Source organism: Microbacterium sulfonylureivorans, from assembly GCF_003999995.1.
GTDB lineage: Bacteria > Actinomycetota > Actinomycetes > Actinomycetales > Microbacteriaceae > Microbacterium > Microbacterium sulfonylureivorans.
Map to the genome: position 1 here is coordinate 256130 of NZ_RJAD01000001.1, position 20354 is coordinate 276483.

The 20354-nt window shown below is 71.5% G+C and carries 17 protein-coding genes; 8 read left to right on the plus strand and 9 right to left on the minus strand.

Annotated elements, in window-relative coordinates; all coding sequences use genetic code 11:
* Positions 1 to 9: 9 nt before the first annotated feature.
* Positions 10 to 1068, minus strand: a complete 1059-nt coding sequence (locus tag EER34_RS01220) for a hemolysin family protein (RefSeq protein WP_127472761.1) — start codon at positions 1066 to 1068, stop codon at positions 10 to 12.
* Positions 1065 to 2396, minus strand: a complete 1332-nt coding sequence (locus EER34_RS01225) for a hemolysin family protein (protein ID WP_127474228.1) — start codon at positions 2394 to 2396, stop codon at positions 1065 to 1067. The genes EER34_RS01220 and EER34_RS01225 overlap by 4 nt, the downstream gene beginning before the upstream one ends.
* A gap of 360 nt (positions 2397 to 2756) precedes the next feature.
* Here EER34_RS01225 and EER34_RS01230 point away from each other — a divergent pair, with 360 nt between their 5' ends.
* Entirely contained in the window at positions 2757 to 3713 is a 957-nt protein-coding gene (locus tag EER34_RS01230; protein ID WP_127472762.1) for a hypothetical protein, read from the plus strand.
* A 93-nt stretch (positions 3714 to 3806) separates the two neighbouring features.
* Here EER34_RS01230 and guaB1 read toward each other — a convergent pair whose 3' ends face one another.
* A complete protein-coding gene (guaB1, locus tag EER34_RS01235) occupies positions 3807 to 5264 on the minus strand; it encodes a GMP reductase (protein ID WP_127472763.1) in 1458 nt (485 codons plus the stop codon).
* Positions 5265 to 5442: 178 nt separating this feature from the next.
* Here guaB1 and EER34_RS01240 point away from each other — a divergent pair, with 178 nt between their 5' ends.
* Positions 5443 to 9168, plus strand: a complete 3726-nt coding sequence (locus EER34_RS01240) for a multifunctional oxoglutarate decarboxylase/oxoglutarate dehydrogenase thiamine pyrophosphate-binding subunit/dihydrolipoyllysine-residue succinyltransferase subunit (protein WP_127472764.1) — start codon at positions 5443 to 5445, stop codon at positions 9166 to 9168.
* Here EER34_RS01240 and EER34_RS01245 read toward each other — a convergent pair whose 3' ends face one another.
* From EER34_RS01245 to EER34_RS01255, 3 genes are all read right to left on the minus strand, one after another.
* Positions 9169 to 10554, minus strand: a complete 1386-nt coding sequence (locus EER34_RS01245; protein WP_127472765.1) for an APC family permease — start codon at positions 10552 to 10554, stop codon at positions 9169 to 9171.
* Positions 10555 to 10628: 74 nt separating this feature from the next.
* On the minus strand, positions 10629 to 12197 hold the full coding sequence (locus tag EER34_RS01250) for a glycerol-3-phosphate dehydrogenase/oxidase (RefSeq protein ID WP_127472766.1): 1569 nt from the start codon (positions 12195 to 12197) through the stop codon (positions 10629 to 10631).
* Complete coding sequence (locus EER34_RS01255) at positions 12194 to 12772, minus strand: TetR/AcrR family transcriptional regulator (RefSeq protein WP_127472767.1); 579 nt, start codon at positions 12770 to 12772, stop codon at positions 12194 to 12196. Before EER34_RS01255 ends, EER34_RS01250 begins: the two co-directional genes overlap by 4 nt.
* Before the next feature lie 34 nt (positions 12773 to 12806).
* Between EER34_RS01255 and EER34_RS01260 the strand changes: the two genes are divergently transcribed.
* Together EER34_RS01260 and EER34_RS01265 are read left to right on the plus strand one after the other, a co-directional pair.
* Positions 12807 to 14474: an FAD-binding oxidoreductase gene (locus EER34_RS01260; protein ID WP_164743413.1), complete on the plus strand. Its 1668-nt coding sequence runs from the start codon at positions 12807 to 12809 to the stop codon at positions 14472 to 14474.
* Positions 14471 to 15376 carry a diacylglycerol kinase gene (locus EER34_RS01265; RefSeq protein WP_127472769.1) on the plus strand — a complete coding sequence of 302 codons (906 nt, stop codon included), beginning with the start codon at positions 14471 to 14473 and terminating at the stop codon, positions 15374 to 15376. Before EER34_RS01260 ends, EER34_RS01265 begins: the two co-directional genes overlap by 4 nt.
* A 16-nt stretch (positions 15377 to 15392) precedes the next feature.
* On the opposite strand, the gene EER34_RS01270 is transcribed toward EER34_RS01265, so the two are convergent.
* Both EER34_RS01270 and EER34_RS01275 read right to left on the minus strand, forming a co-directional pair.
* A complete protein-coding gene (locus EER34_RS01270; RefSeq protein ID WP_127472770.1) occupies positions 15393 to 15635 on the minus strand; it encodes a zf-HC2 domain-containing protein in 243 nt (80 codons plus the stop codon).
* Positions 15632 to 16324 carry a sigma-70 family RNA polymerase sigma factor gene (locus EER34_RS01275; RefSeq protein ID WP_127472771.1) on the minus strand — a complete coding sequence of 231 codons (693 nt, stop codon included), beginning with the start codon at positions 16322 to 16324 and terminating at the stop codon, positions 15632 to 15634. Before EER34_RS01275 ends, EER34_RS01270 begins: the two co-directional genes overlap by 4 nt.
* Positions 16325 to 16386: 62 nt before the next feature.
* Between EER34_RS01275 and aroA the strand changes: the two genes are divergently transcribed.
* From aroA to bcp, 3 genes are read left to right on the plus strand one after another with little or no spacing between them, the layout of a single operon-like run.
* Complete coding sequence (gene aroA / locus EER34_RS01280; protein WP_127472772.1) at positions 16387 to 17760, plus strand: 3-phosphoshikimate 1-carboxyvinyltransferase; 1374 nt, start codon at positions 16387 to 16389, stop codon at positions 17758 to 17760.
* Complete coding sequence (gene rsgA / locus EER34_RS01285; RefSeq protein WP_127472773.1) at positions 17757 to 18848, plus strand: ribosome small subunit-dependent GTPase A; 1092 nt, start codon at positions 17757 to 17759, stop codon at positions 18846 to 18848. The genes aroA and rsgA overlap by 4 nt, the downstream gene beginning before the upstream one ends.
* A gap of 9 nt (positions 18849 to 18857) precedes the next feature.
* On the plus strand, positions 18858 to 19334 hold the full coding sequence (bcp, locus tag EER34_RS01290) for a thioredoxin-dependent thiol peroxidase (protein ID WP_127472774.1): 477 nt from the start codon (positions 18858 to 18860) through the stop codon (positions 19332 to 19334).
* Between the two features lie 30 nt (positions 19335 to 19364).
* Here the strand turns inward: bcp and EER34_RS01295 are convergent, their stop codons facing one another.
* On the minus strand, positions 19365 to 19760 hold the full coding sequence (locus EER34_RS01295; RefSeq protein WP_127472775.1) for a histidine kinase: 396 nt from the start codon (positions 19758 to 19760) through the stop codon (positions 19365 to 19367).
* Between the two features lie 248 nt (positions 19761 to 20008).
* On the opposite strand from EER34_RS01295, the gene EER34_RS01300 reads away from it, so the two are divergent.
* A complete protein-coding gene (locus EER34_RS01300) occupies positions 20009 to 20257 on the plus strand; it encodes a WhiB family transcriptional regulator (RefSeq protein ID WP_055967481.1) in 249 nt (82 codons plus the stop codon).
* Positions 20258 to 20354: the final 97 nt, after the last annotated feature.

Here is a 20354-nt window from a genome sequence, read left to right on the forward strand (position 1 = left end):
CGTCCGCGGTCAGCGAAGGCCGCGACGGGTCGCGTCCTGCACCTCGCCGATCAGCTCCTCGATGATGTCCTCGAGGAACAGCACCGCGGTCGTGCGTCCTTCGGAGTCGCGCACCTGTGCGAGATGGCGCCCCGCACGGCGCATCACCGCGAGCGCGTCCTCGAGATCGGTCGTCTCGAGCACCGGCACCATGTGGTGGATGCGCTTCGACGGGATCGGGCGCGCGACGGCGGCCTCGGCATCCGCTCCCTCCGCGGCCTGCAGGATGTCCTTGAGGTGCACGTACCCCAGGGGTGCGCCCGCGGCATCGACGATCACGTACCGCGAGAAGCCGTGCTTCGCGACGGCTCGCTCGATCCTGTCCGGCGTCGTCGTCGCGGGAAGGGTCACGAGATCGGCGAGCGGCACCGCGATGTCGCCGGCCTTCTTGTCGGTGAACTCGACCGCCGCCGCGACCGTCCCGGCGACGTCGTCGAGGACGCCCTCGATGCGCGACTGGTTCACGATCGTGGCGACCTCCTCGAGGGTGAAGGTCGAGGCGGCCTCGTCCTTCGGCTCGACGCGGAACAGGCGCACCACGTGGTTCGCGATCCAGTTCAGCGTGACGATCACGGGGTGGAAGACCTTCGACACCCACACCAGGGGCGTCGCGAGCATGAGCACCGCACGGTCGGGCACCGAGAACGCGAGGTTCTTCGGCACCATCTCGCCGAACACGACGTGGAGGTACGACACGGCCAGCAGGGCGATCACGAACGCGACCGCGTCGACGACGCCCTCCGACCACCCGGTGAGCCCGAGGGGCTCCGCCAGGAGGTGGTGGATGGCCGGCTCCGACACGTTCAGGATCAGGAGCGAGCAGATCGTGATGCCGAGCTGGCTGGTCGCGAGCATGAGCGTCGCGTGCTCCATCGCGTAGAGCGCGGTCCTGGCCGAGCGCGACCCCTTCTCGGCGAGCGGCTCGATCTGCGAACGGCGCGCGGAGATGACGGCGAACTCCGCTCCGACGAAGAAGGCGTTGAAGGCCAGCAGCACGACCAGCCAGGCGATACCCGCCCAATCGCTCATCGACGCTCACCCCCTTCGGTCGCCGCGTCGTCGTGCGGCATCGGCGAGGGCGTGAAGCGCACCCGGTCGACGCGCCGGCCGTCCATGCGCTGCACCTCGATCGTCCCGTCCTCGACCTCGATCGCGTCTCCCACGACGGGGATCCGCTCGAGCTCGCTCATGATGAAGCCGCCGACGGTGTCGTACACGTCGCCTTCGGGGATGCGGATGCCCGTGCGGTCGCGCACCTCGTCGGGGCGGAGCTCGCCGGGGAAGCTGACCGACCCCTCGGCTCGGACCACGCCGGCGCGGCGGCGGTCGTGCTCGTCGAGCACTTCGCCGACGATCTCCTCGACGAGATCCTCGAGGGTGACGACGCCGGCGGTGCCGCCGTACTCGTCGACCACGACGGCCATCTGGTAGCCGCGGGCGCGAAGCTCCGACACGAGGGCGTCGAGGTGGACCGCCTCGGGGATGCGCAGCGGCTCCGTCGCGAGCGCCGCGGCCGGCACGTCTGCGCGACGGGCCCGCGGCACGCCGACGGCGGCCTTCAGGTGGACGACGCCGGTGATGTCGTCCATCGAGTCGTCGTACACCGGAAAGCGACTGTGGCCTGTGCGCCGAGCGAGCTGGATCACGTCCTCGGCGGTGTCGTCGGCGGCGACGGCGTGGATGCTGGGCCGCGGCGTCATCACATCGGCGGCGCTCAGGCGGGCGAAGGTCAGGCTGCGGTCGAGGAGGGATGCCGTGTCCTCCTCGAGCACGCCGGCGCTGGCCGAGCGGCGGACCAGGCTGGAGAGCTCCTCGGCGGTGCGGGCGCCCGACAGCTCCTCCTTCGGCTCGATGCCGAACGAGCGGAGCACGCCGTTCGCGCTGCCGTTGAGCACGAAGATCGCCGGTCGGAACACCGTCGTGAACGCCGTCTGGAACGGGATCACGAGCTTGGCCGTCTGCCGCGGGATCGCGAGAGCGAAGTTCTTCGGGACGAGCTCGCCGATGATCATCGAGAAGATCGTGGCGATCGATACGGCGATGATGACCGCGAGCGGACTCACCAGCCCCTCGGGCAGACCCCATGCGGTGAACACCGGGCGCAGCAGGTTCGAGATCGCCGGCTCCATCGTGTAACCGGTGAGCAGCGTCGTCAGCGTGATTCCCAGCTGCGCGCTCGACAGGTGCGTCGATGTGATCTTCAATGCGCTGATCGTCAGCGCGAGCCTGGTTTCGCCGGCGGCCTGGCGGGCCTCGAGGTCGGCGCGGTCGAGGTTGACCAGCGCGAACTCACTCGCGACGAACAGGCCGGTCCCGACCGTGAGCAGGAGCCCCACGCCCAGCATGACGTAATCCATCACGCGTCACCCCCGATCGAACGGGAGGCGGGTCGGTGGGGCGAAGGTCTGCAACTGGGAGGGTCGTCCATCGTGCCGACAAGTCTACGGCAGGCCGGGTGACCCACAGAGAGCGGATGCCTCGGCCGAGGCATCCCCGATCCCCTCTTCTCTCGCGCCTCTCGCGCCCACCCTTCGCATGCGCTCCGCTCGCGCGACGCAGTTCCTCGCGCGAGCCGCAGCACGAACTGCGTCGGATGCCGCGAACCGCGAGCGGCGGAACCGGCGAGGGTTCCTCCCCAGGACGCCGCTCGAGCCCGAGGCCGAGTTCGATCGAGGGCGCCGGCCCGCGGGGCGACCGGTGCCGCCATCGTGGAGCGCATGGCCTGGCTCTTCGAATCCCCGCTCGACGACGTGCGACGGTCCCGCGACGGTCTCGACCGCGGCGCAGACGCCCGCCGGACCCGGAAGGGCGTCGCCGAGGGCGCACTCGTCCGCGTGTCGCGCGGTTCGTACGTCCCGGCCGCGGACTGGTTGCGGCTGTCCGACATCGCGCGGCACGCCCAGCGGGTCTGGGAGGCCGCGGCGAGGATGGCGCCGGGTGCGGTCTTCTCCCACTCGTCGGCGGCCGCCGTGCTCGGCATCGATCGCCTCGGCGGCTGGCCGGAGGTCATCGATGTGAGCGGCGAGGCCATCGGCGGCTCATCGGGAGTGATCCGCCGACATCGTCGTGGGGTGGCGACCACGGAGCTGATGCCGTGGGGCGACCACTTCATCACCGCCCCCGCCCGCACCGCGGTCGACCTCGCGGCGTCCTCGGGTTTCCTGGCCGGGGTCGTCGCGGCGGATCAGGCGCTCTGGACGCGACGGCGCGGCGGCGCCCTGACGACGCCCGCGCTCCTGTCGGATGCCGCGCGCTCCTACGACGGTCGTGCATCGGCCACCGTCCTCCGAGCGAGCGCCTTCGGACGTGGCGGCGCCGACAGCGTCCGCGAGTCGCACAGTCGCGTGCTGATCGCGCACCTCGGATTTCCCGATCCGGTGCTGCAGCAGCGATTCCGGCTGTCGACAGGGTTCGCGTACACGGACTTCTGGTGGCCGGAACATCGCCATGCGGGAGAGTTCGACGGGACGGGGAAGTACCTCGATCCTCAGCTGCTGCGCGGGCGGTCTCCGCAGCAGGCGCTGATCGCGGAGAAGGATCGCGGCGACGAACTCCGTCGTCAGGTCAGAGCCCTCTCGCGGTGGCGCACGCCGTCGCTCGAGCGGCCGCGCCTGCTGTACGACATCCTCACGGCGGACGGCCTTCCGTCCACGCGCGGCCGTCCTGGACGCTGACCCGCACGATCCGCCGCAGTTCGCGGCGTATGCCGCAGGCCGAGCCGCGGCTGGAGGCGCAAACCGCGTCAGGTGCTCGCCTGAACCGGACCGTCACCAGCTGACGGGGAGCGCCTTGCCCTCTTCGTACCCTGCGGCGGACTGCAGGCCCACTCGCGCGCGGTCGTGGAACTCGGCGACCGTCGAGGCGCCGGCGTAGGTGAACGACGAGCGCACGCCCGAGGTGATCATGTCGAGCAGGTCCTCGAGCCCCGGGCGCAGCGGGTCCAGGTAGATCTTCGACGAGGAGATGCCCTCGGCGAAGAGTTCCTTGCGGGCGAGCTCGTACGGGTCGAGACGCCCGAAGCGCTCGTGCACGGCCTTCGTGGAGGCCATGCCCCACGACTCCTTGTAGACCCGTCCGGAGGCATCGGTCTGCAGCTCGCCGGGAGCCTCGATCGTGCCTGCGAACCACGAGCCGATCATGACGGATGCCGCACCCGCCGCGAGGGCGAGGGCGACGTCGCGCGGGTAGCGCACTCCGCCGTCCGCCCATACGTGCGCCCCCATGAGGCGGGCCGCCTCGGCGGTCTCGAGCACGGCGGAGAACTGCGGCCGGCCGACGGCGGTCATCATGCGGGTCGTGCACATCGCGCCCGGTCCGACGCCGACCTTGAGGATGTCGGCCCCGGCGGTGACGAGGTCGTGCACGCCCTCCGCGGTGACGATGTTGCCGGCGGCGATCGGGATGCCGAGCCCCAGGTCGGCGACGGCGCGCAGCGCGCGCAGCATCCCCTCCTGGTGGCCGTGCGCCGTGTCGACGACGAGCACGTCGACGCCTGCCGCGGCGAGCGCCTGCGCCTTCGCGGCGATGTCGCCGTTGATGCCGATGGCGGCGGCGACGATCAGACGGCCCGAGGCGTCGACCGCGGGCCGGTAGAGGGTGGAGCGCAGGGCGCTCCGGCGCGAGAGGGTTCCGACGAGGTGCCCGTGGTCGACCACGCACACGGTCTCGGCCCCGGCGGCGACGATGACGTCGAACGCATGGCGCGCGCTCTCGATGTCGACCGCGTCGACGGATGCCGCACGCCCGCGCGCGAGGTCGCCCAGACGCGCGTCCGGCAGGGCCGTGCCGAGCCGCTGCGCGGGCACGACGCCGAGGATGTCGTCGACATCGACATGGCCGGACGAGGCATCCGCCACCACGATGCCATGGCCGTCGGTGGCCGGAAGCAGCCGGAGGGCGTCGGCGACGGTCGCCTCGGGCGGAAGGACGAGCGGCGTGTCCCACGGCACGGGCTGCGACTTCACCCACCGGATGGTGGCGTCGAGCTCCTGCAGCGGCATGTCCTGGGGCAGCACGCCGAGACCGCCGCGACGTGCGAGCGTCGCCGCCAGCCGCGCGCCGGTGACCGAGTTCATGTTCGCCGAGACGAGTGGGACCGTCGCGGTCGTGCCGTCGCCCGGAGACAGGTCGACGTCGAGGCGACTGGTGATCGACGATCGCCGGGGAACGAGGAAGACATCCGAATACGTCAGGTCGACGTCAGGCTGGTCGCCGTAGAACTCCATATCCAGCAAGGGTAGTGACAGTTCCTGTACGGATAATGATGTGCGTTCTTTCAGGTGGGGCACACTCTCCGCCGGAATCGCCCCGGCAGACTGGGATACGCTTAACAGTCGTGCGGGAGGGCACTCAGCGGCCCCGCACGCATCTCAGATCTTCACCGATGAAAGCAGGCGATCCAGCGTGTCGAGCCAGGTGACGGGCCTCGGGGTTTCGAACGAAGGAGAGTTCGGAGCCAACGAGTGGCTCGTCGACGAGCTGTACGAGCAGTTCAAAATCGACCGGAACTCCGTAGACAAGGCATGGTGGCCTGTTCTCGAGGCCTACCACCCCGTCGACGAAGCCGACCCCGCACCGGCGCCGACGGTGCCGACGCAGCCCGTGTCGGAGGGGGCGAATCCGCCCGCCACCACCTCGATCGCCACCGAGCCCCGCCCCGTCACGGCACCGATACCCGTCATCGGCGCGCAGCCCGTCGCGCGCACCACGACGCGCCCCGCCGCGCCGCAGCCGATCCCGGCGCAGGCGCCGAAGGCCCAGCCGTCGGCCGCCGCCGAGGCCGTCGAAGACCAGGTCACCGTCCTGCGCGGCATGCCGAAGACCCTCGCCGCGAACATGGACGAGTCGCTCACCGTCCCCACGGCCACGAGCGTCCGCACCGTCCCGGCGAAGCTCATGATCGACAACCGCATCGTGATCAACAACCACATGTCGCGCACGCGCGGCGGCAAGGTGAGCTTCACGCACCTGATCGGCTGGGCGATCATCCGGGCGCTCAAGGAGACGCCGAGCCAGAACGTGTTCTACGCCGAGATCGACGGCAAGCCGTCGGTCGTCGCGCCCGCGCATGTGAACCTCGGCATCGCGATCGACCTCCCCAAGCCCGACGGCACGCGCGCGCTCCTGGTGCCCAGCATCAAGCGGGCCGACCAGCTGACGTTCGGCGAGTTCCTCGCGACCTACGAAGACCTCGTCTCCCGTGCACGCAACAACAAGCTCACCGCCACCGATTTCCAGGGCACGACGATCTCGCTGACGAACCCCGGCGGCATCGGCACCGTGCACTCGGTCCCCCGGCTGATGAAGGGCCAGGGCTGCATCGTCGGGGCCGGTGCGCTCGAGTACCCCGCCGAGTTCCAGGGCGCGAGCGACAAGACGCTCAACGAGCTGGCGATCGGCAAGACGATCACGCTCACGAGCACCTACGACCACCGCGTCATCCAGGGCGCGGGCTCGGGCGAGTTCCTGAAGAAGGTGCACGAGCTGCTCATCGGCCAGCGCAACTTCTACGAAGACATCTTCGCCGCGCTGCGCATCCCCTACGCCCCGATCCACTGGGCGGCCGACATCAACGTCGACCTCGCCGAGCGCGTCGACAAGCAGGCCCGCGTCCAGGAGCTCATCAACTCGTTCCGCGTCCGCGGCCACCTCATGGCCGACATCGACCCGCTCGAGTACGTGCAGCGCACCCACCCCGATCTCGAGATCGAGCAGCACGGTCTGACGTTCTGGGACCTCGACCGCGAGTTCGTCACGGGCGGGTTCGGCGGCAAGCGCACGATGAAGCTCCGCGACATCCTCGGTGTGCTCCGCGACTCGTACTGCCGCACCATCGGCATCGAGTACATGCACATCCAGGACCCCGAGCAGCGCAAGTGGTTCCAGGAGAACGTCGAGCTCAAGTACCAGAAGCCCGGCCACGCCGAGCAGCTGCGGATCCTCGACAAGCTCAACCAGGCCGAGGCGTTCGAGACGTTCCTGCAGACGAAGTACGTGGGCCAGAAGCGCTTCAGCCTCGAGGGCGGCGAGTCGCTCATCCCCCTCCTCGACGAGATCCTCCAGGGCGCGGCCGAAGCCGGCCTCGACGGCGCGGCCATCGGCATGGCGCACCGCGGCCGACTGAACGTGCTGACCAACATCGGCGGCAAGACCTACGGACAGGTGTTCCGTGAGTTCGAGGGCTCGGTCGCGATCGGCTCGAAGAGCGGCTCCGGCGACGTCAAGTACCACCTCGGAACCGAGGGCACGTTCGTCGCCGACGGCGGCGACCAGCTCCCCGTCTACCTCGCCGCGAACCCGTCGCACCTCGAGACCGTCGACGGCGTGCTCGAGGGCATCGTGCGCGCGAAGCAGGACCGCAAGCCCATCGGCACATTCTCCTGGCTGCCGATCCTCGTGCACGGCGACGCCGCGTTCGCGGGCCAGGGCGTCGTGGTCGAGACGCTGCAGATGTCGCAGCTGCGCGGCTACCGCACCGGCGGCACCGTGCACGTGGTCGTCAACAATCAGGTCGGCTTCACCACCACCCCGATCGATGCGCGGACGTCTGTGTACGCCACCGACGTCGCCAAGACGATCCAGGCGCCGATCTTCCACGTGAACGGCGACGACCCCGAGGCCGTCACTCGGGTGGCGCAGCTCGCGTTCGCGTACCGCGAGCGATTCCACCGGGATGTCGTCATCGACCTCGTCTGCTACCGCCGGCGCGGCCACAACGAGGGCGACGACCCTTCTATGACGCAGCCGCTCATGACGAACCTCATCGAGGCGAAGCGCTCGGTGCGTCGCCTGTACACCGAGGCTCTCGTCGGCCGCGGAGACATCACCGAGGAGGAGTACGAGAAGGCCAAGCAGGACTTCCAGAACCGCCTCGAGATCGCCTTCGCCGAGACGCACGCCGCCGAGACCGGCTCCTCGCCGGTCATCGAGACCGATCCGGATGCCGTCGCCGAGCCCGCCGTCGGCGAGCCCGACACCACCGGGGTCCCGCGTGAGGTCGTGAACCTGATCGGCGACACGTTCGTCAACAAGCCCGAGGGCTTCACGGTGCACGCGAAGCTGCAGCAGCTCCTCGACAAGCGTCTCGACATGAGCCGCAACGGATCGATCGACTGGGGCTTCGGCGAGCTGCTCGCCTTCGGCTCGCTTCTCCTCGAGAAGACGAACGTCCGCCTCGCCGGCCAGGATGCCCGGCGCGGGACGTTCGTGCAGCGCCACTCGGTGCTCCACGACCGCGCGAACGGCCAGGAGTGGATCCCGCTCTCGAACCTGTCGGGCGACCAGGGCCGGTTCTGGGTCTACGACTCGCTGCTGAGCGAGTACGCGGCCATGGCGTTCGAGTACGGCTACTCGGTCGAGCGCGCTGACTCGCTGGTGCTGTGGGAGGCCCAGTTCGGCGACTTCGCCAACGGCGCCCAGTCGGTCATCGACGAGTTCATCTCGTCGGCCGATCAGAAGTGGGGCCAGCAGTCGAGCGTCGCCCTGCTCCTCCCCCACGGCTACGAGGGCCAAGGACCCGACCACTCGTCGGCGCGCATCGAGCGCTACCTGGCGATGTGCGCGCAGGACAACATGACCGTGGCTCGCCCGTCGACGCCCGCGTCGTACTTCCACCTGCTGCGTCGTCAGGCCTACGCCCGTCCGCGACGCCCGCTCGTGGTCTTCACGCCCAAAGCGATGCTCCGCCTGCGCGGCGCGACCAGCCCCGTCGAGGACTTCCTGACCGGACGCTTCCAGCCCGTGCTCGACGACAATCGCGGTATCGAGAAGGCGGCCGTCAAGCGCGTCCTCCTGCACTCGGGCAAGATCCACTGGGATCTGCGCGCCGAGCTCGACAAGAACCCGAACCCCGGGATCGCACTCGTGCGTCTCGAGCAGTTCTACCCGGCTCCCGTCGACGAGCTCAACGCGGTGGTGGAGAACTACCCCGACGCAGAGCTGGTGTGGGTGCAGGACGAGCCCGAGAACCAGGGTGCGTGGCCGTTCATCGCGCTCGAGGTGAGCAAGCACCTGCACGGGCGCACGATCCGCCGCATCTCGCGCGCCGCCGCGGCGTCGACCGCGACGGGCTCGCCTAAGGTGCACGCGGCCGAGCAGGCCGAGATCATGGCGTCGGCGCTGACCCTCTAGTCAGTCGACCGCCGTCACGTCGGCCCTGGGAGCGACCGCTTCCAGGGCCGACGTGCGTCCGGCCCCGGCATCCGCCGTCTTCGCCTCGCCGGCGTCGAGGTCCGCGGGGGTGCGTGCGCGCCGCACGCGGCGCACGACCGTGACGGCGCCGGCGGCGGCGGCGAGGGCGGCGGCCGGCAGCAGCGAGCCGATCGCGAGCACGAGCATGCCCGCGCAGAGCACGGCGGCGATGACGGCCATCCACCATCCGGCCGTGCCGCGTCGGAGCAGGCGCACGGCGGCGACCATGCCGACGGCGTAGATCGCGACCATGCTGCTCGTGTGGACCAGGATGAACGGCGTCAGCTCGAGTCCCGACCAGAGCATGAGTGAGAAGTACAGGAGCACCACGACACCCGTGAGCGCGAGCGCCCGTCGCGGCACGGCGCCGGACTCCGCCCCGGCGGAGAACCAGCGCGGCAGATCCCGGTTCAGCGCGAGGGATGCCCCGAGCTTCGCGAATGCGGCGAGGTAGGCGTTCATGACGCCCAGCGCGACGATCGCGGCAATGGCTCCGACCGCGGCGGCGCCGAATCCGGGTGAGCCGAGCCGGGCGAGTTCGAGGAGCGGCACGGCGCCGTCGCCGGCGGAGTCGCCCAGGGCGCCGACCGTGATGATCTGCAGCACGAGGTAGCAGACGCCGGTCACCACGAGCGCGATGGCCGTTCCGATCGGGATGGCGCGGCGCGGGTCGCGGAACTCGCCCGAGATGTGCGTGCCGACCTCCCATCCCGCGAACGCCCACACGAACAGGCTGATGGCGGTGCCCACGCCGGCCCAGCCGCTCGGCAGGAAGGGCGCGAAGTTCTGCGGCTCCACGGCCGGCGCCGCGAGCGAGACGACCCCGACGACGACGGCGAGGAGCAGGGCGGTGAGCACGAACTGCACCCAGCCCGCGACGCGGACCCCGAACGCATTGGCGGCGAACGGCGGAACCAGGATCGCCAGTGCGATGATCGGGACCATGCCGCGGTCGATCCCCGCGGCGGCGACGACGTACTCGCCGCCGAGGACGGCGACGACCGGAGCGCCCGCGCAGACGCCGAACATGAACCAGTACCCCGTCATGCGGGCGGCCGTGCCGCCGAGCGCGCGGCGGACGTAGCTCGCCACGCCGCCCGGATCGGGGTACCGCGCTGCGAGCACGGCGAACGTGCCCGCCAGCGGGACGGAGAGCCCGATCACGGCGAGAACGGCGACGATGCTCGCCGGCCCGGCGGCCTCGGCCGCGAGGCCGGGCAGCACGAGGAGTCCGGTGCCGAGCACGGAGGCGATGTACAGGGCCGTGCCCTGCACGACGCCGAGGCCCCCGCGCGGGGCGGGCGATGCGTGGTCGGGCGAGGTCATGCACCCAGTCTCGCGGGTGCCGACGACGCCGTGCTCGCGGTCATCGGACGTCGTTCTGCGGAATCCTGCCAACGTCAGATCGGGTCGACGCCCGCCCGCTCGAAGGCGGCGGCCGCGGCATCCGTCGACGCATCTCGGTCGGCTCCGACGAGGCCCAGGCGCGTGCGACGGTCGAGCAGGTCGTCGATCGTCAGCGCGCCTTCGACCACCACGCCCCACTCCAGCTCCTGCGGGGTGACGCCGCACGACGCGCCGGGCCCGTCGGGCAGGCTCGCGGCGAACGGAGCCTCGGCGCCGTAGCGGCGGACGAGGCGCGCCGGCGCGGCGATGCCGCCCAGCCGCTGACGCGGCCACGCGCCGGTCAGCGGGATGCCGCGCGTGAGCGATCCGGGGAGATCGACGCCGCCGAAGCGACGTTCGGCGACCGCGTCGACGGCGTCCTGTGCCATCCGGCGGTACGTGGTGAGCTTGCCGCCGACGACGCTCAGCACGCCCGAAGGGCCTTCGAGGATGGCGTGGCGACGCGACAGGTCGCTCGTCGCGTCGTCGCCGCCACCTCCCTCCGCCCCCGCCAGCAGCGGCCGGAGACCCGCGAACGTCGCGATCACGTCGTCACGGACGAGGGGCCGGGCGAGCACCGTGTTCACGGTCGCAAGGAGCGTGTCGATCTCGTCCTCGGTCGCGTGCGGCTCTTCGGGCAGCGGGCCCGGGGCCGGGACGTCGGTGAGCCCGATGTAGGCACGCCCGTGCGGTGCGGGGAGTGTGAACACGAATCTGCTCGACGAGCCCGGCACGGGGACGGTCAGCGACGCGTCCGCTCCGCCGAGGACGTCGGCGGGGACGACGAGGTGGGTGCCGCGGCTCGGCCGGAGCCGGACCGACGGGTCGAGCTCGCCCGCCCACACGCCGGTCGCGCTCACGACGGCGCGGGCGCGCACGCGGATCTCCGATCCGGTGATCGCGTCCCGCAGTACGGCGGCGTCGCCGCCGGCCGACACCGCTTCGACGCGGGTGAGGACGGATGCCCCGTACCCGGCGGCCGTGCGGGCGATCGCGACGACCAGTCGGGCGTCGTCGAGGAGCTGCCCATCCCACCCGCGCACGCCGCCGCGGAGGCCATCGGGATCCACGGCGGGCACGAGGCGCAGCGTCTCGGCGCGGCCGATCGGGCCGGGCGGGGCGAGGACGTCTCCCGGCGTGCCGACGAAGCGGCGCAGACCGTCGCCGAGACCGTAGCCGAGCCCCAGGTAGGCGCCGCGCGAGACGTGGCCGGGAGCGTAGAGCGGCACGACCTGGGCGAGCGGGCGTGTGAGGTGCGGCGCGAGGCGGGTCATGAGCAGGTGTCGTTCGGCCGCGCTCTCGTGCGCGATCCCGAGCTGGCCGGATGCGAGGTAGCGCAGGCCGCCGTGGATGAGCTTGGAGCTCCACCGGCTCGTGCCGTGGGCGAGGTCGCGCCGCTCGACGAGCACCGTCCGCAGGCCTCGGGATGCGGCATCCAGCGCGATCCCGGCGCCCGTCGCCCCGCCCCCGATGACGAGGACGTCGACCACCGGGTCGGCGGCGAGCGCGTCGAGCTCGCGGGCACGGCGACCGGCGCTCAGCGCGGAGGGCTGCGGCGTCCGGCCGACGATGCGAGGGATCACGATGCCTCCGGACGCAGGTAGCCGGCCAGGGCGCGGCCCAGCTCGGCGCGCCACGCCTCGTCGGGCAGCCACTCCGCGACCAGTGGCGCCGACTGTACGGCGGACTGTGCGACGAGGAGCACCATCGCCGCGAGCCGGGCGGGATCGCCGTCGCGCACGACGCCCGCGCGCTGCCCGGCGGCGAGCCGCCGCGCCGTCTCCGCGTGGATCGCGCGCTGGCTCGTTCCGAGCCGGTCGAGGATGTACCTCGCGAACAGCTCGGGGTCGGTGTCGCGCAGCCGGTCGACGAGCGGGAGGCGCCGGATGCGGTCGGCGGTCTCGACGAGAAGCCGGACCATGCCGTCCAGATCGTCCGCCTCGGGCGCATCGGCCGGCAGCACCGCGACCAGCTCGCGGGTGACGAGGGCGGCGAAGATCGACTGCGCGTCGGGCCAGTACCGATAGAGGGTCTGGCGGGCGATCCCGCCGCGGCGGGCGATGTCGGATGCCGTCGTCCGGCGGATGCCGTGCGCCAGCACTTCGGCCAGCGCCGCGTCGAGGATCGCGGTCTCCGTCTCGGTCACACCATCGGCCATGTGACAACCATACAGAATGTGTCATACTGTCGCCATGACGGCGACGGCGCACTCAGGTCCACCCCCACGCCCGCTGGCCGTGCCGGAACCGCGCCCGCGTTCGATGTGGGATGCGTGGGGGAACGAGCCCGCGCGGCTCCCGGCCGGCGCGAAGGCCATCATCGCGACCCTGCTTCCCGGCAAGGCGCACCCCGTCCCTCGCCGCGACCACCCCACGCTGACGCCGTCACGGCTCACTGACGCAGACCTGGCGGCCCTCGCGCAGGTCGTGGGCGACGCGCACGCCTCGCGCGACGACGGTGTGCGCGGTCTGCACCTGGGCGGCAAGAGCACGCCCGACCTGCTCAGACGCCGGCGCGACGACCTGCAGTCGGCGCCCGACGCCGTCGTTTCGCCCGCCGATCACGCCGAGGTCGCGTCCCTCCTGGCGATCTGCGACGAGCGCGGCCTCGCCGTCGTGCCGTTCGGGGGAGGCACGTCCGTCGTCGGCGGCGTCGACCCCGAGACCGGCGCCCACCGTGCCGTGATCTCGCTCGACCTCGCCCGCACGGCCGCTCTCCTCGACCTCGACGAGACGTCGCTGCTGGCAACCCTGGGCGCCGGGACGACCGGACCCCAGGCCGAGGAGCTCCTCGGCGCCCGCGGCTACACGCTCGGCCATTTCCCGCAGAGCTTCGAGTTCGCCTCGATCGGCGGGTACGCCGCGACGCGATCGAGCGGCCAGGCGTCCCGAGGGTACGGCCGGTTCGACGACCTCGTGCACGCGCTCCGCGTGGCGACGCCCGCCGGCGACCTCGCCCTCGGCCGGGCCCCCGCGAGCGCCGCAGGACCCGACCTCCGCGAGCTCTTCCTCGGCTCGGAGGGCGCGTTCGGCGTGCTGACCGAGGTCACCGTGCGCATCGTGCCCGTTCCCGCCGCGACCGCGTACGGCGCCTGGACGTTCCCCGACTTCGCGTCGGGAGCGGCCGCCCTCCGGGAGGCGACGCAGCGCGGCATCCGCCCCACGGTGCTGCGCCTCAGCGACGAGACCGAGACGCGCGTGAACGCCGCGATGGGCGGGCACCTCACGCGGCTGCGCGGATGCCTCGCCCTCGCCACCTTCGAAGGCGCCGGCACCGCGGCCGCGCAGGCGACACGTGCCTCGCTCAACGCCGTGTTCGCCGCGCACGGCGCCAAGCCGCGCGGGGAGGATCCCGCACGCTCGTGGGAGCGCGGGCGCTTCGCCTCCCCCGCGCTGCGCGACACGCTCATGGACTCGGGAATCCTCGCGGAGACGCTCGAGACGGCGGCGACGTGGACGGAGCTGCCCGCCCTCAAGGCCGCGGTCACGGCAGCGCTCACCGGCAGTCTCGCGGCCGCCGGCACCACGCCGATCGTGCTCTGTCACATCTCGCACGTCTATCCCGCAGGCGCCTCGCTGTACTTCACCGTCGTGGCGGCGCTGACCGACGATCCTGCGGCCCAGTGGGCCGGGGCGAAGGATGCCGCGTCCCGCGCCATCGGCGACGCGCACGGGACGATCACCCATCACCACGCCGTGGGCCGCGACCACCTCCCCTACCTCGAGGCCGAGATCGGTCCGCTCGGAGCCGAGATCCTGCGCGCGGTCAAGTCGGTCGTCGACCCGCGCGGGATCATGAACCCCGGCGCCCTCGTGCAGGCGGCCGCGTCGTCGTCGCCTCTCACCGGCGACGACGCATGAACGTCGCGCTCCTCGTGAACCCCGCGGCGAGGGCCGGCGCTCACACCGGCGCGGCGACGCATGCGGCCGAGCGGCTGCGCGCGCACGGCGTGAAGACCGCGATCATCAGCGGCGGCAGCGCCGCCGAGTCGAGCGAGCTGCTCCGCGCCGCGATCGCGCTCGGAACCGACGCGGTCGCCGTGGCCGGCGGCGACGGCACTGTGAACCTCGCGATCCAGGAAGTCGCCGGCACCGGCATCCCTCTCGGCATCATCCCCGCCGGCACCGGCAATGACTTCGCGGCGACCCTCGGGCTGCGGGAGCTCGACGTCGCCGCAGCGGCCGACACGATCGCGGCCGGCGTCACGAGGACGGTCGATCTCGCGCGGGTGACGCGCGAGGACGGATCGACGGCGTTCTTCGGGTCGGTCCTCGCGAGCGGGTTCGACTCGAAGGTGAACGACCGTGCCAACGCGATGCGGTGGCCGCGGGGCGGGTCGCGGTACAACATCGCGATCCTCGTGGAGTTCCTGACGCTGTCAGGCATCCCGTACGACGTCGACATCGAATTCGCCGACGGATCGCGCGAGCGCATCGGCGGCGATCTCGTCATGGCGACCGTCGGCAACGGACGCACCTACGGCGGGGGCATCCCGATCTGCCCCGATGCGGATCCCGCAGACGGTCTTCTCGACCTCGTGCTGGTGCGGCCGGCAGGACGCCTGCGGCTGCTGCGATTGCTGCCGCGCGTCTACGCCGGAACACACGCGTCGGTTCCCGAAGTGGCGATGCACCGGGTGCGCTCTGTCCGCCTGTCGGCGTCCGGCGTGACCGCCTATGCCGACGGCGATCCCATCGGGGCGCTCCCGCTCACGATCGACGTGGCGCCGGGCGCGCTCACGGTGTTCGCTCCCGCATCCTGAAGAGGCGGGACTGCGCTCAATGCGTGGCCTGGACCGCCCGGAGCTTCGCGAGCACCTGGTCGCGCAGCTCCTCGGGAGCCGTCTCCTTGCACGCCCGCGCCACGACCTCGGTGAGGGTGGTGGCGACGAGTGCCTCGTCTCGGCAGCCGGGGCAGTTCTCGAGGTGCTCGGCGATGTCGGTGTGCTGGGTCTTGCACACTTCGTTGCGCAGGTACTCCTCCAGGTCGCGCCGCGCCTTGTCGCAGCCGCAGTCCGTCATTTCGTGCTCCTCGTGGCGGCGGCGGTCGAGATGCCGCGCTCTTTCGCATAGTCGGCCAGCAGCTCGCGGAGCATTCGCCTGCCACGGTGCAGACGGCTCATGACGGTGCCGATCGGGGTTTTCATGATGTCGGCGATCTCCTGGTAGGCGAAGCCCTCGACGTCCGCGAGGTAGACCGCCAGCCGGAAGTCCTCCGGGATGGACTGCAGCGCGTCCTTGACGACCGAGGCCGGCATGTGGTCGATCGCCTCGGCCTCGGCCGAGCGCGTGCTCGTGGCCGTGGTCGATTCGGCGCCGCCGAGCTGCCAGTCCTCGAGCTCGTCGATGGTGCCCTGGTAGGGCTCGCGCTGCTTCTTGCGATAGGTGTTGATGTAGGTGTTCGTGAGGATCCGGTACAGCCACGCCTTGAGGTTCGTCCCCTGCGTGAAGGTCTTCCACGAGGCGAACGCCTTGACGAAGGTCTCCTGCACGAGGTCGGCGGCGTCCGCCGGGTTGCGCGTCATGCGCATGGCCGCGGCGTACAGCTGGTCCATGAAGGGCAGCGCCTGCTCTTCGAACTGGCTCCGCGTGTCCTGCACCTGGTCGATCGGCTCGCTCATCACGCGCCAGTCTACGGCGGCGCCATCCCTCTCACCTGAAGGGTCTCGCAGCGACGCCTCGGTATCGAGGCGATCGAGTGTGGCGATCATCCGGCTCCGCTTCTGTGTCTGATCCGGGTCCGTGGGGACGGGGTTCAGTAGGGTAGAACCCGATGACAGGCAGCGGCTATTCCCCTTCCACCGCGCCGGCTGGGCGCGGCCACTGGCGCGCGCCTGTGGCGGCCGGTCCCCTGCACGCGACGGTCACCGTCCCGGGCTCGAAGTCGCTGACCAATCGCGAGCTCATCCTCGCCTCCCTCGCCGACGGACCCAGTCGCCTCACGGCGCCCCTGCACTCCGACGACTCGGCACGGATGATCCAGGCCTTGAGGGCGCTCGGAGTCGGCATCGAGCTCGAACCCGGAGCCGGCCGATTCGGCGACGACATCGTCGTCACGCCCGTGTGGCCGCTCCGCGGCGACACCGAAGTCGACTGCGGGCAGGCGGGGACCGTCATGCGCTTCGTCGCCGGCCTCGGCGGGTTCGCACGAGGCGACGTCACCATCACCGCGCACGAGAGCGCCCTCCACCGCCCGATGGGCGCGATGATCACGGCGCTCCGCGACGTCGGCGTCGACATCGACGACGGCGCCCGGTGGGCGCTCCCGTTCATCGTCCGTGGCCACGGTCACACGCGGGGCGGCGAGGTCACGATCGACGCGAGCGCCTCCAGCCAGTTCGTCTCCGGCCTGCTGCTCGCCGCACCCCGATTCGACGTCGGCCTGCATCTGCATCACGCGGGTGCGCGGCTGCCGAGCATTCCGCACATCGACATGACCGTCGAGGCGCTCGCACACCGCGGAGTGCACGTCGAGCGACCGGCTCCCGGCGAGTGGATCGTCCCCGCCGGTCCGCTCCGCGGCAAGGACGTCGCGATCGAGCCCGATCTGTCCAACGCCGCGCCGTTCCTCGCGGCGGCGATGATCGTCGGCGGTTCCGTGTCGGTCACCGGCTGGCCCGCGCACTCGACACAGCCCGGGGCGATGCTCACCGAGATCCTCGCGCTCATGGGCGCCAAGGTGCAGCGCCGCGGCGGCGCGCTCACGGTGACGGCGGGCGCCGGCATCCAGGGCGTCGACCTCGACCTGTCGGCCGCGGGCGAGCTCACCCCCACGATCTTCGCGCTCGCCGCCTTCGCCGACGCTCCGTCGACCCTGCACGGCATCGGGCACATCCGCGGGCACGAGACCGACCGCATCGCGGCGCTCGTCGGCGAGCTGCGTCGGCTCGGCGGAGAGGCCGAGGAGCTGCCCGACGGCATCCGCATCGTGCCGCGTCCGCTCCACGGCGGCGTGTGGCACGCCCATCACGACCACCGGATGGCCACGACCGGCGCCCTCGTCGGCCTCGCGGTCCCCGAGGTGGAGGTCGACGACATCGGCACCACCGCCAAGACGATGCCGGAGTTCCCGCAGCTGTGGCAGGCGATGATCGACGACGACGGCGCGGCCGCCGCCCATCCTGCGGAGACGATGCGGGCATCGTGAGCTGGCTCGACGACCTCGACGACGACGACGAACCCGAGTTCGATGAGGCCGACATCCGTGTCCGGCCCAACCCGAAGGCGAACCGGCCCCGCACGAAGCGGCGGCCCGCGCACTCCGACGCGCGGATCGCGCGTGTCCTGGGGGTCGACCGCGGCCGCTACACCGTCCTCGTCGACGAGGACGGTGCCGACGAGCACACGATCCTCGCCGTGCGCGCCCGCGAGCTGCGCAAGATGCCGATCGTCACGGGCGACCGCGCGCGCGTCGTCGGCGACACGTCGGGCGACGACGGCACGCTCTCGCGCATCATCGGGATCGAGGACCGCACGTCACTGCTCCGCCGCAGCGCCGACGACACCGACCAGGTGGAGCGGGTCATCGTGGCGAACGCCGATCAGATGCTCGTCGTGGTGGCTGCCGCCGACCCCGAGCCGCGCGCGCGGCTGGTCGACCGCTACCTCGTCGCGGCGCTGGATGCCGGCATCCGGCCCCTTCTCGTCGTGACCAAGACCGACCTCGCCGACCCGACCGAGTTCCTCGCGCACTTCGAGGGCCTCGACCTGCAGGTGTTCACGGGTGGGCTCGGCTCGGCCGACGACCCCACGAGCGATATGCCGATCGACCGCATCGGCGAAGCGCTGGTCGGGCACTCCACCGTGTTCGTCGGCCACTCCGGCGTCGGCAAGTCCACCCTCGTGAACGCACTGGTGCCGGACGCCCGGCGGGCTACCGGCCACGTCAACGTCGTGACCGGGCGCGGGCGCCACACGTCGAGCTCGACGGTCTCGCTTCGCTACGTCGGGCCCGCGGGCAACGGGTGGGTCATCGACACCCCCGGTGTGCGGTCGTTCGGTCTCGGGCACGTCGACACCTCGAACATCCTGCGCGCGTTCACCGATCTGGCGGAGCTCGCCGAGGAGTGCCCGCGCGGCTGCACGCACCTGCCCGATGCCCCCGACTGCGCGATCGTCGAGGCCGTCGAGGAGGGCAGGCTCGGACCGGGCGGTGCGGCGCGGCTCGACTCGCTCCAGCGCCTGCTCGAGACGTTCGCCAAACGCGACGCCGGTCCGCAGCGCGACGGCGCCTAGGCTGGAGGCGTGACCACGCGCCTCGAACCCGGCTCCCCCGCTCCCGACTTCACGCTCGTCGATCAGGACGACCGCCCGGTGTCGCTCTCGACCCTGCGCGGCGGCAGCGTCATCCTGTTCTTCTACCCGGAGGCGATGACGCCCGGATGCACCACCGAGGCGTGCGACTTCCGCGACAGCCTCGCCCCGCTGCAGGCCGCCGGCTACACCGTGCTCGGCATCTCGCGCGACGAGCCCGAGAAGCTGCGGCGGTTCCGCGAGCGCGACGGTCTGACCTACGACCTGCTGAGCGACCCCGACCACGCGGTGCACGACGCGTACGGCGCATGGGGCGAGAAGCTCAACTACGGCAAGACGGTGGTGGGAGTGCTCCGCTCCACGTTCGTCATCGACCCCGACGGACGCGTCGCGCACGCGCTGTACAACGTCAAGGCCACCGGGCACGTCGCGCGGATCCGCAAGCTCGTCGGGCTCGACGCCTCGTAGACCCGTCGCCCTCTCTCCTGCGCGGTCTGGTCAGGCGGATGCCTCGTCCCGCGCGTGGCGACCCGCCTCGCGCACGGCGAGCACGAGAAGCACCAGCACGACGACGGCGGGCACAGCGAGCACGAGCGCGCTGAGCGGCTCGGCGTAGGCGCCCGTCGCCGCCCCGAGCGCCACGGCGAGGATCAGCAGCTGCGCGACGATCCCGCCGGAGCGACCCCACGAGCGTCCGTGCCAGATCGCCACCGCGAAGGCGAGCACCGCCGCAGCGCCGACGACCGTGAGGACGACGAGCGCGAGCGCGCTCTCGATCGACGCCGTGTCGCCGGAGGCCAGCGCCACGACCTGCCAGATCGCGAGCGCGACGAGTCCGAGGCCCTCGAGGCCGACCAGGACGGCCGCGACGCGACCGAACGTGTTTGTTCGCATTCCTAACGATCCTTCAGTGAATGGCCTGTCGATTGTGCGAACCCTCTATGTCGCAAAGGGAATACTCAGCAACCTGCACAGAAACGTGCCGTTCATCCCTTGATCTAGGTAAACCGCTATGGGACGATTGGTGAAGCCGTGTGCTCCCACAGCGACGTGGGGCGAGCAACGCTCGCACATCCCCACAGGGTACCGGACCCGAATTCGGTGTCCTCGTCACCCAACCCCCGTCATCAAGGAGCACCACCATGGACTGGCGCGATAAGTCCGCCTGCCTGACCGTCGACCCCGAGCTGTTCTTCCCCGTGGGGAACACCGGACCAGCCGTCGACCAGATCGAGAAGGCGAAGTCGGTCTGTGCACGGTGCACCGTGACCGAGGTCTGCCTCCAGTACGCCCTCGAGACCGGTCAGGACTCGGGCGTGTGGGGCGGCCTCTCCGAGGACGAGCGGCGCGCCCTGAAGCGCCGCGCCGCCCGCGCCCGCCGCGCCTCCTGACACAGCCGCACGCCGGCTCCCGCCGACGCACATCATTCCGGTCGACACCCGGCGCATCGAGCCTCGTATCGACCGGAATGTCGCGTCGCGCGCACGG

What these genes read in the sequence shown, in the direction of transcription:
- EER34_RS01220 (WP_127472761.1), bottom strand. Translation starts at nt 1,068, where the DNA reads ATGAGCGATTGGGCGGGTATCGCCTGGCTGGTCGTGCTGCTGGCCTTC.
- EER34_RS01295 (WP_127472775.1), bottom strand. Translation starts at nt 19,760, where the DNA reads ATGCGAACAAACACGTTCGGTCGCGTCGCGGCCGTCCTGGTCGGCCTC.
- EER34_RS01270 (WP_127472770.1), bottom strand. Translation starts at nt 15,635, where the DNA reads ATGACGGACTGCGGCTGCGACAAGGCGCGGCGCGACCTGGAGGAGTAC.
- guaB1 (WP_127472763.1), bottom strand. Translation starts at nt 5,264, where the DNA reads ATGGAGTTCTACGGCGACCAGCCTGACGTCGACCTGACGTATTCGGAT.
- EER34_RS01300 (WP_055967481.1), top strand. Translation starts at nt 20,009, where the DNA reads ATGGACTGGCGCGATAAGTCCGCCTGCCTGACCGTCGACCCCGAGCTG.
- EER34_RS01230 (WP_127472762.1), top strand. Translation starts at nt 2,757, where the DNA reads ATGGCCTGGCTCTTCGAATCCCCGCTCGACGACGTGCGACGGTCCCGC.
- EER34_RS01275 (WP_127472771.1), bottom strand. Translation starts at nt 16,324, where the DNA reads ATGATCGCCACACTCGATCGCCTCGATACCGAGGCGTCGCTGCGAGAC.
- EER34_RS01225 (WP_127474228.1), bottom strand. Translation starts at nt 2,396, where the DNA reads ATGGATTACGTCATGCTGGGCGTGGGGCTCCTGCTCACGGTCGGGACC.
- EER34_RS01245 (WP_127472765.1), bottom strand. Translation starts at nt 10,554, where the DNA reads ATGACCTCGCCCGACCACGCATCGCCCGCCCCGCGCGGGGGCCTCGGC.
- EER34_RS01265 (WP_127472769.1), top strand. Translation starts at nt 14,471, where the DNA reads ATGAACGTCGCGCTCCTCGTGAACCCCGCGGCGAGGGCCGGCGCTCAC.
- aroA (WP_127472772.1), top strand. Translation starts at nt 16,387, where the DNA reads ATGACAGGCAGCGGCTATTCCCCTTCCACCGCGCCGGCTGGGCGCGGC.
- EER34_RS01260 (WP_164743413.1), top strand. Translation starts at nt 12,807, where the DNA reads ATGACGGCGACGGCGCACTCAGGTCCACCCCCACGCCCGCTGGCCGTG.
- EER34_RS01255 (WP_127472767.1), bottom strand. Translation starts at nt 12,772, where the DNA reads ATGGCCGATGGTGTGACCGAGACGGAGACCGCGATCCTCGACGCGGCG.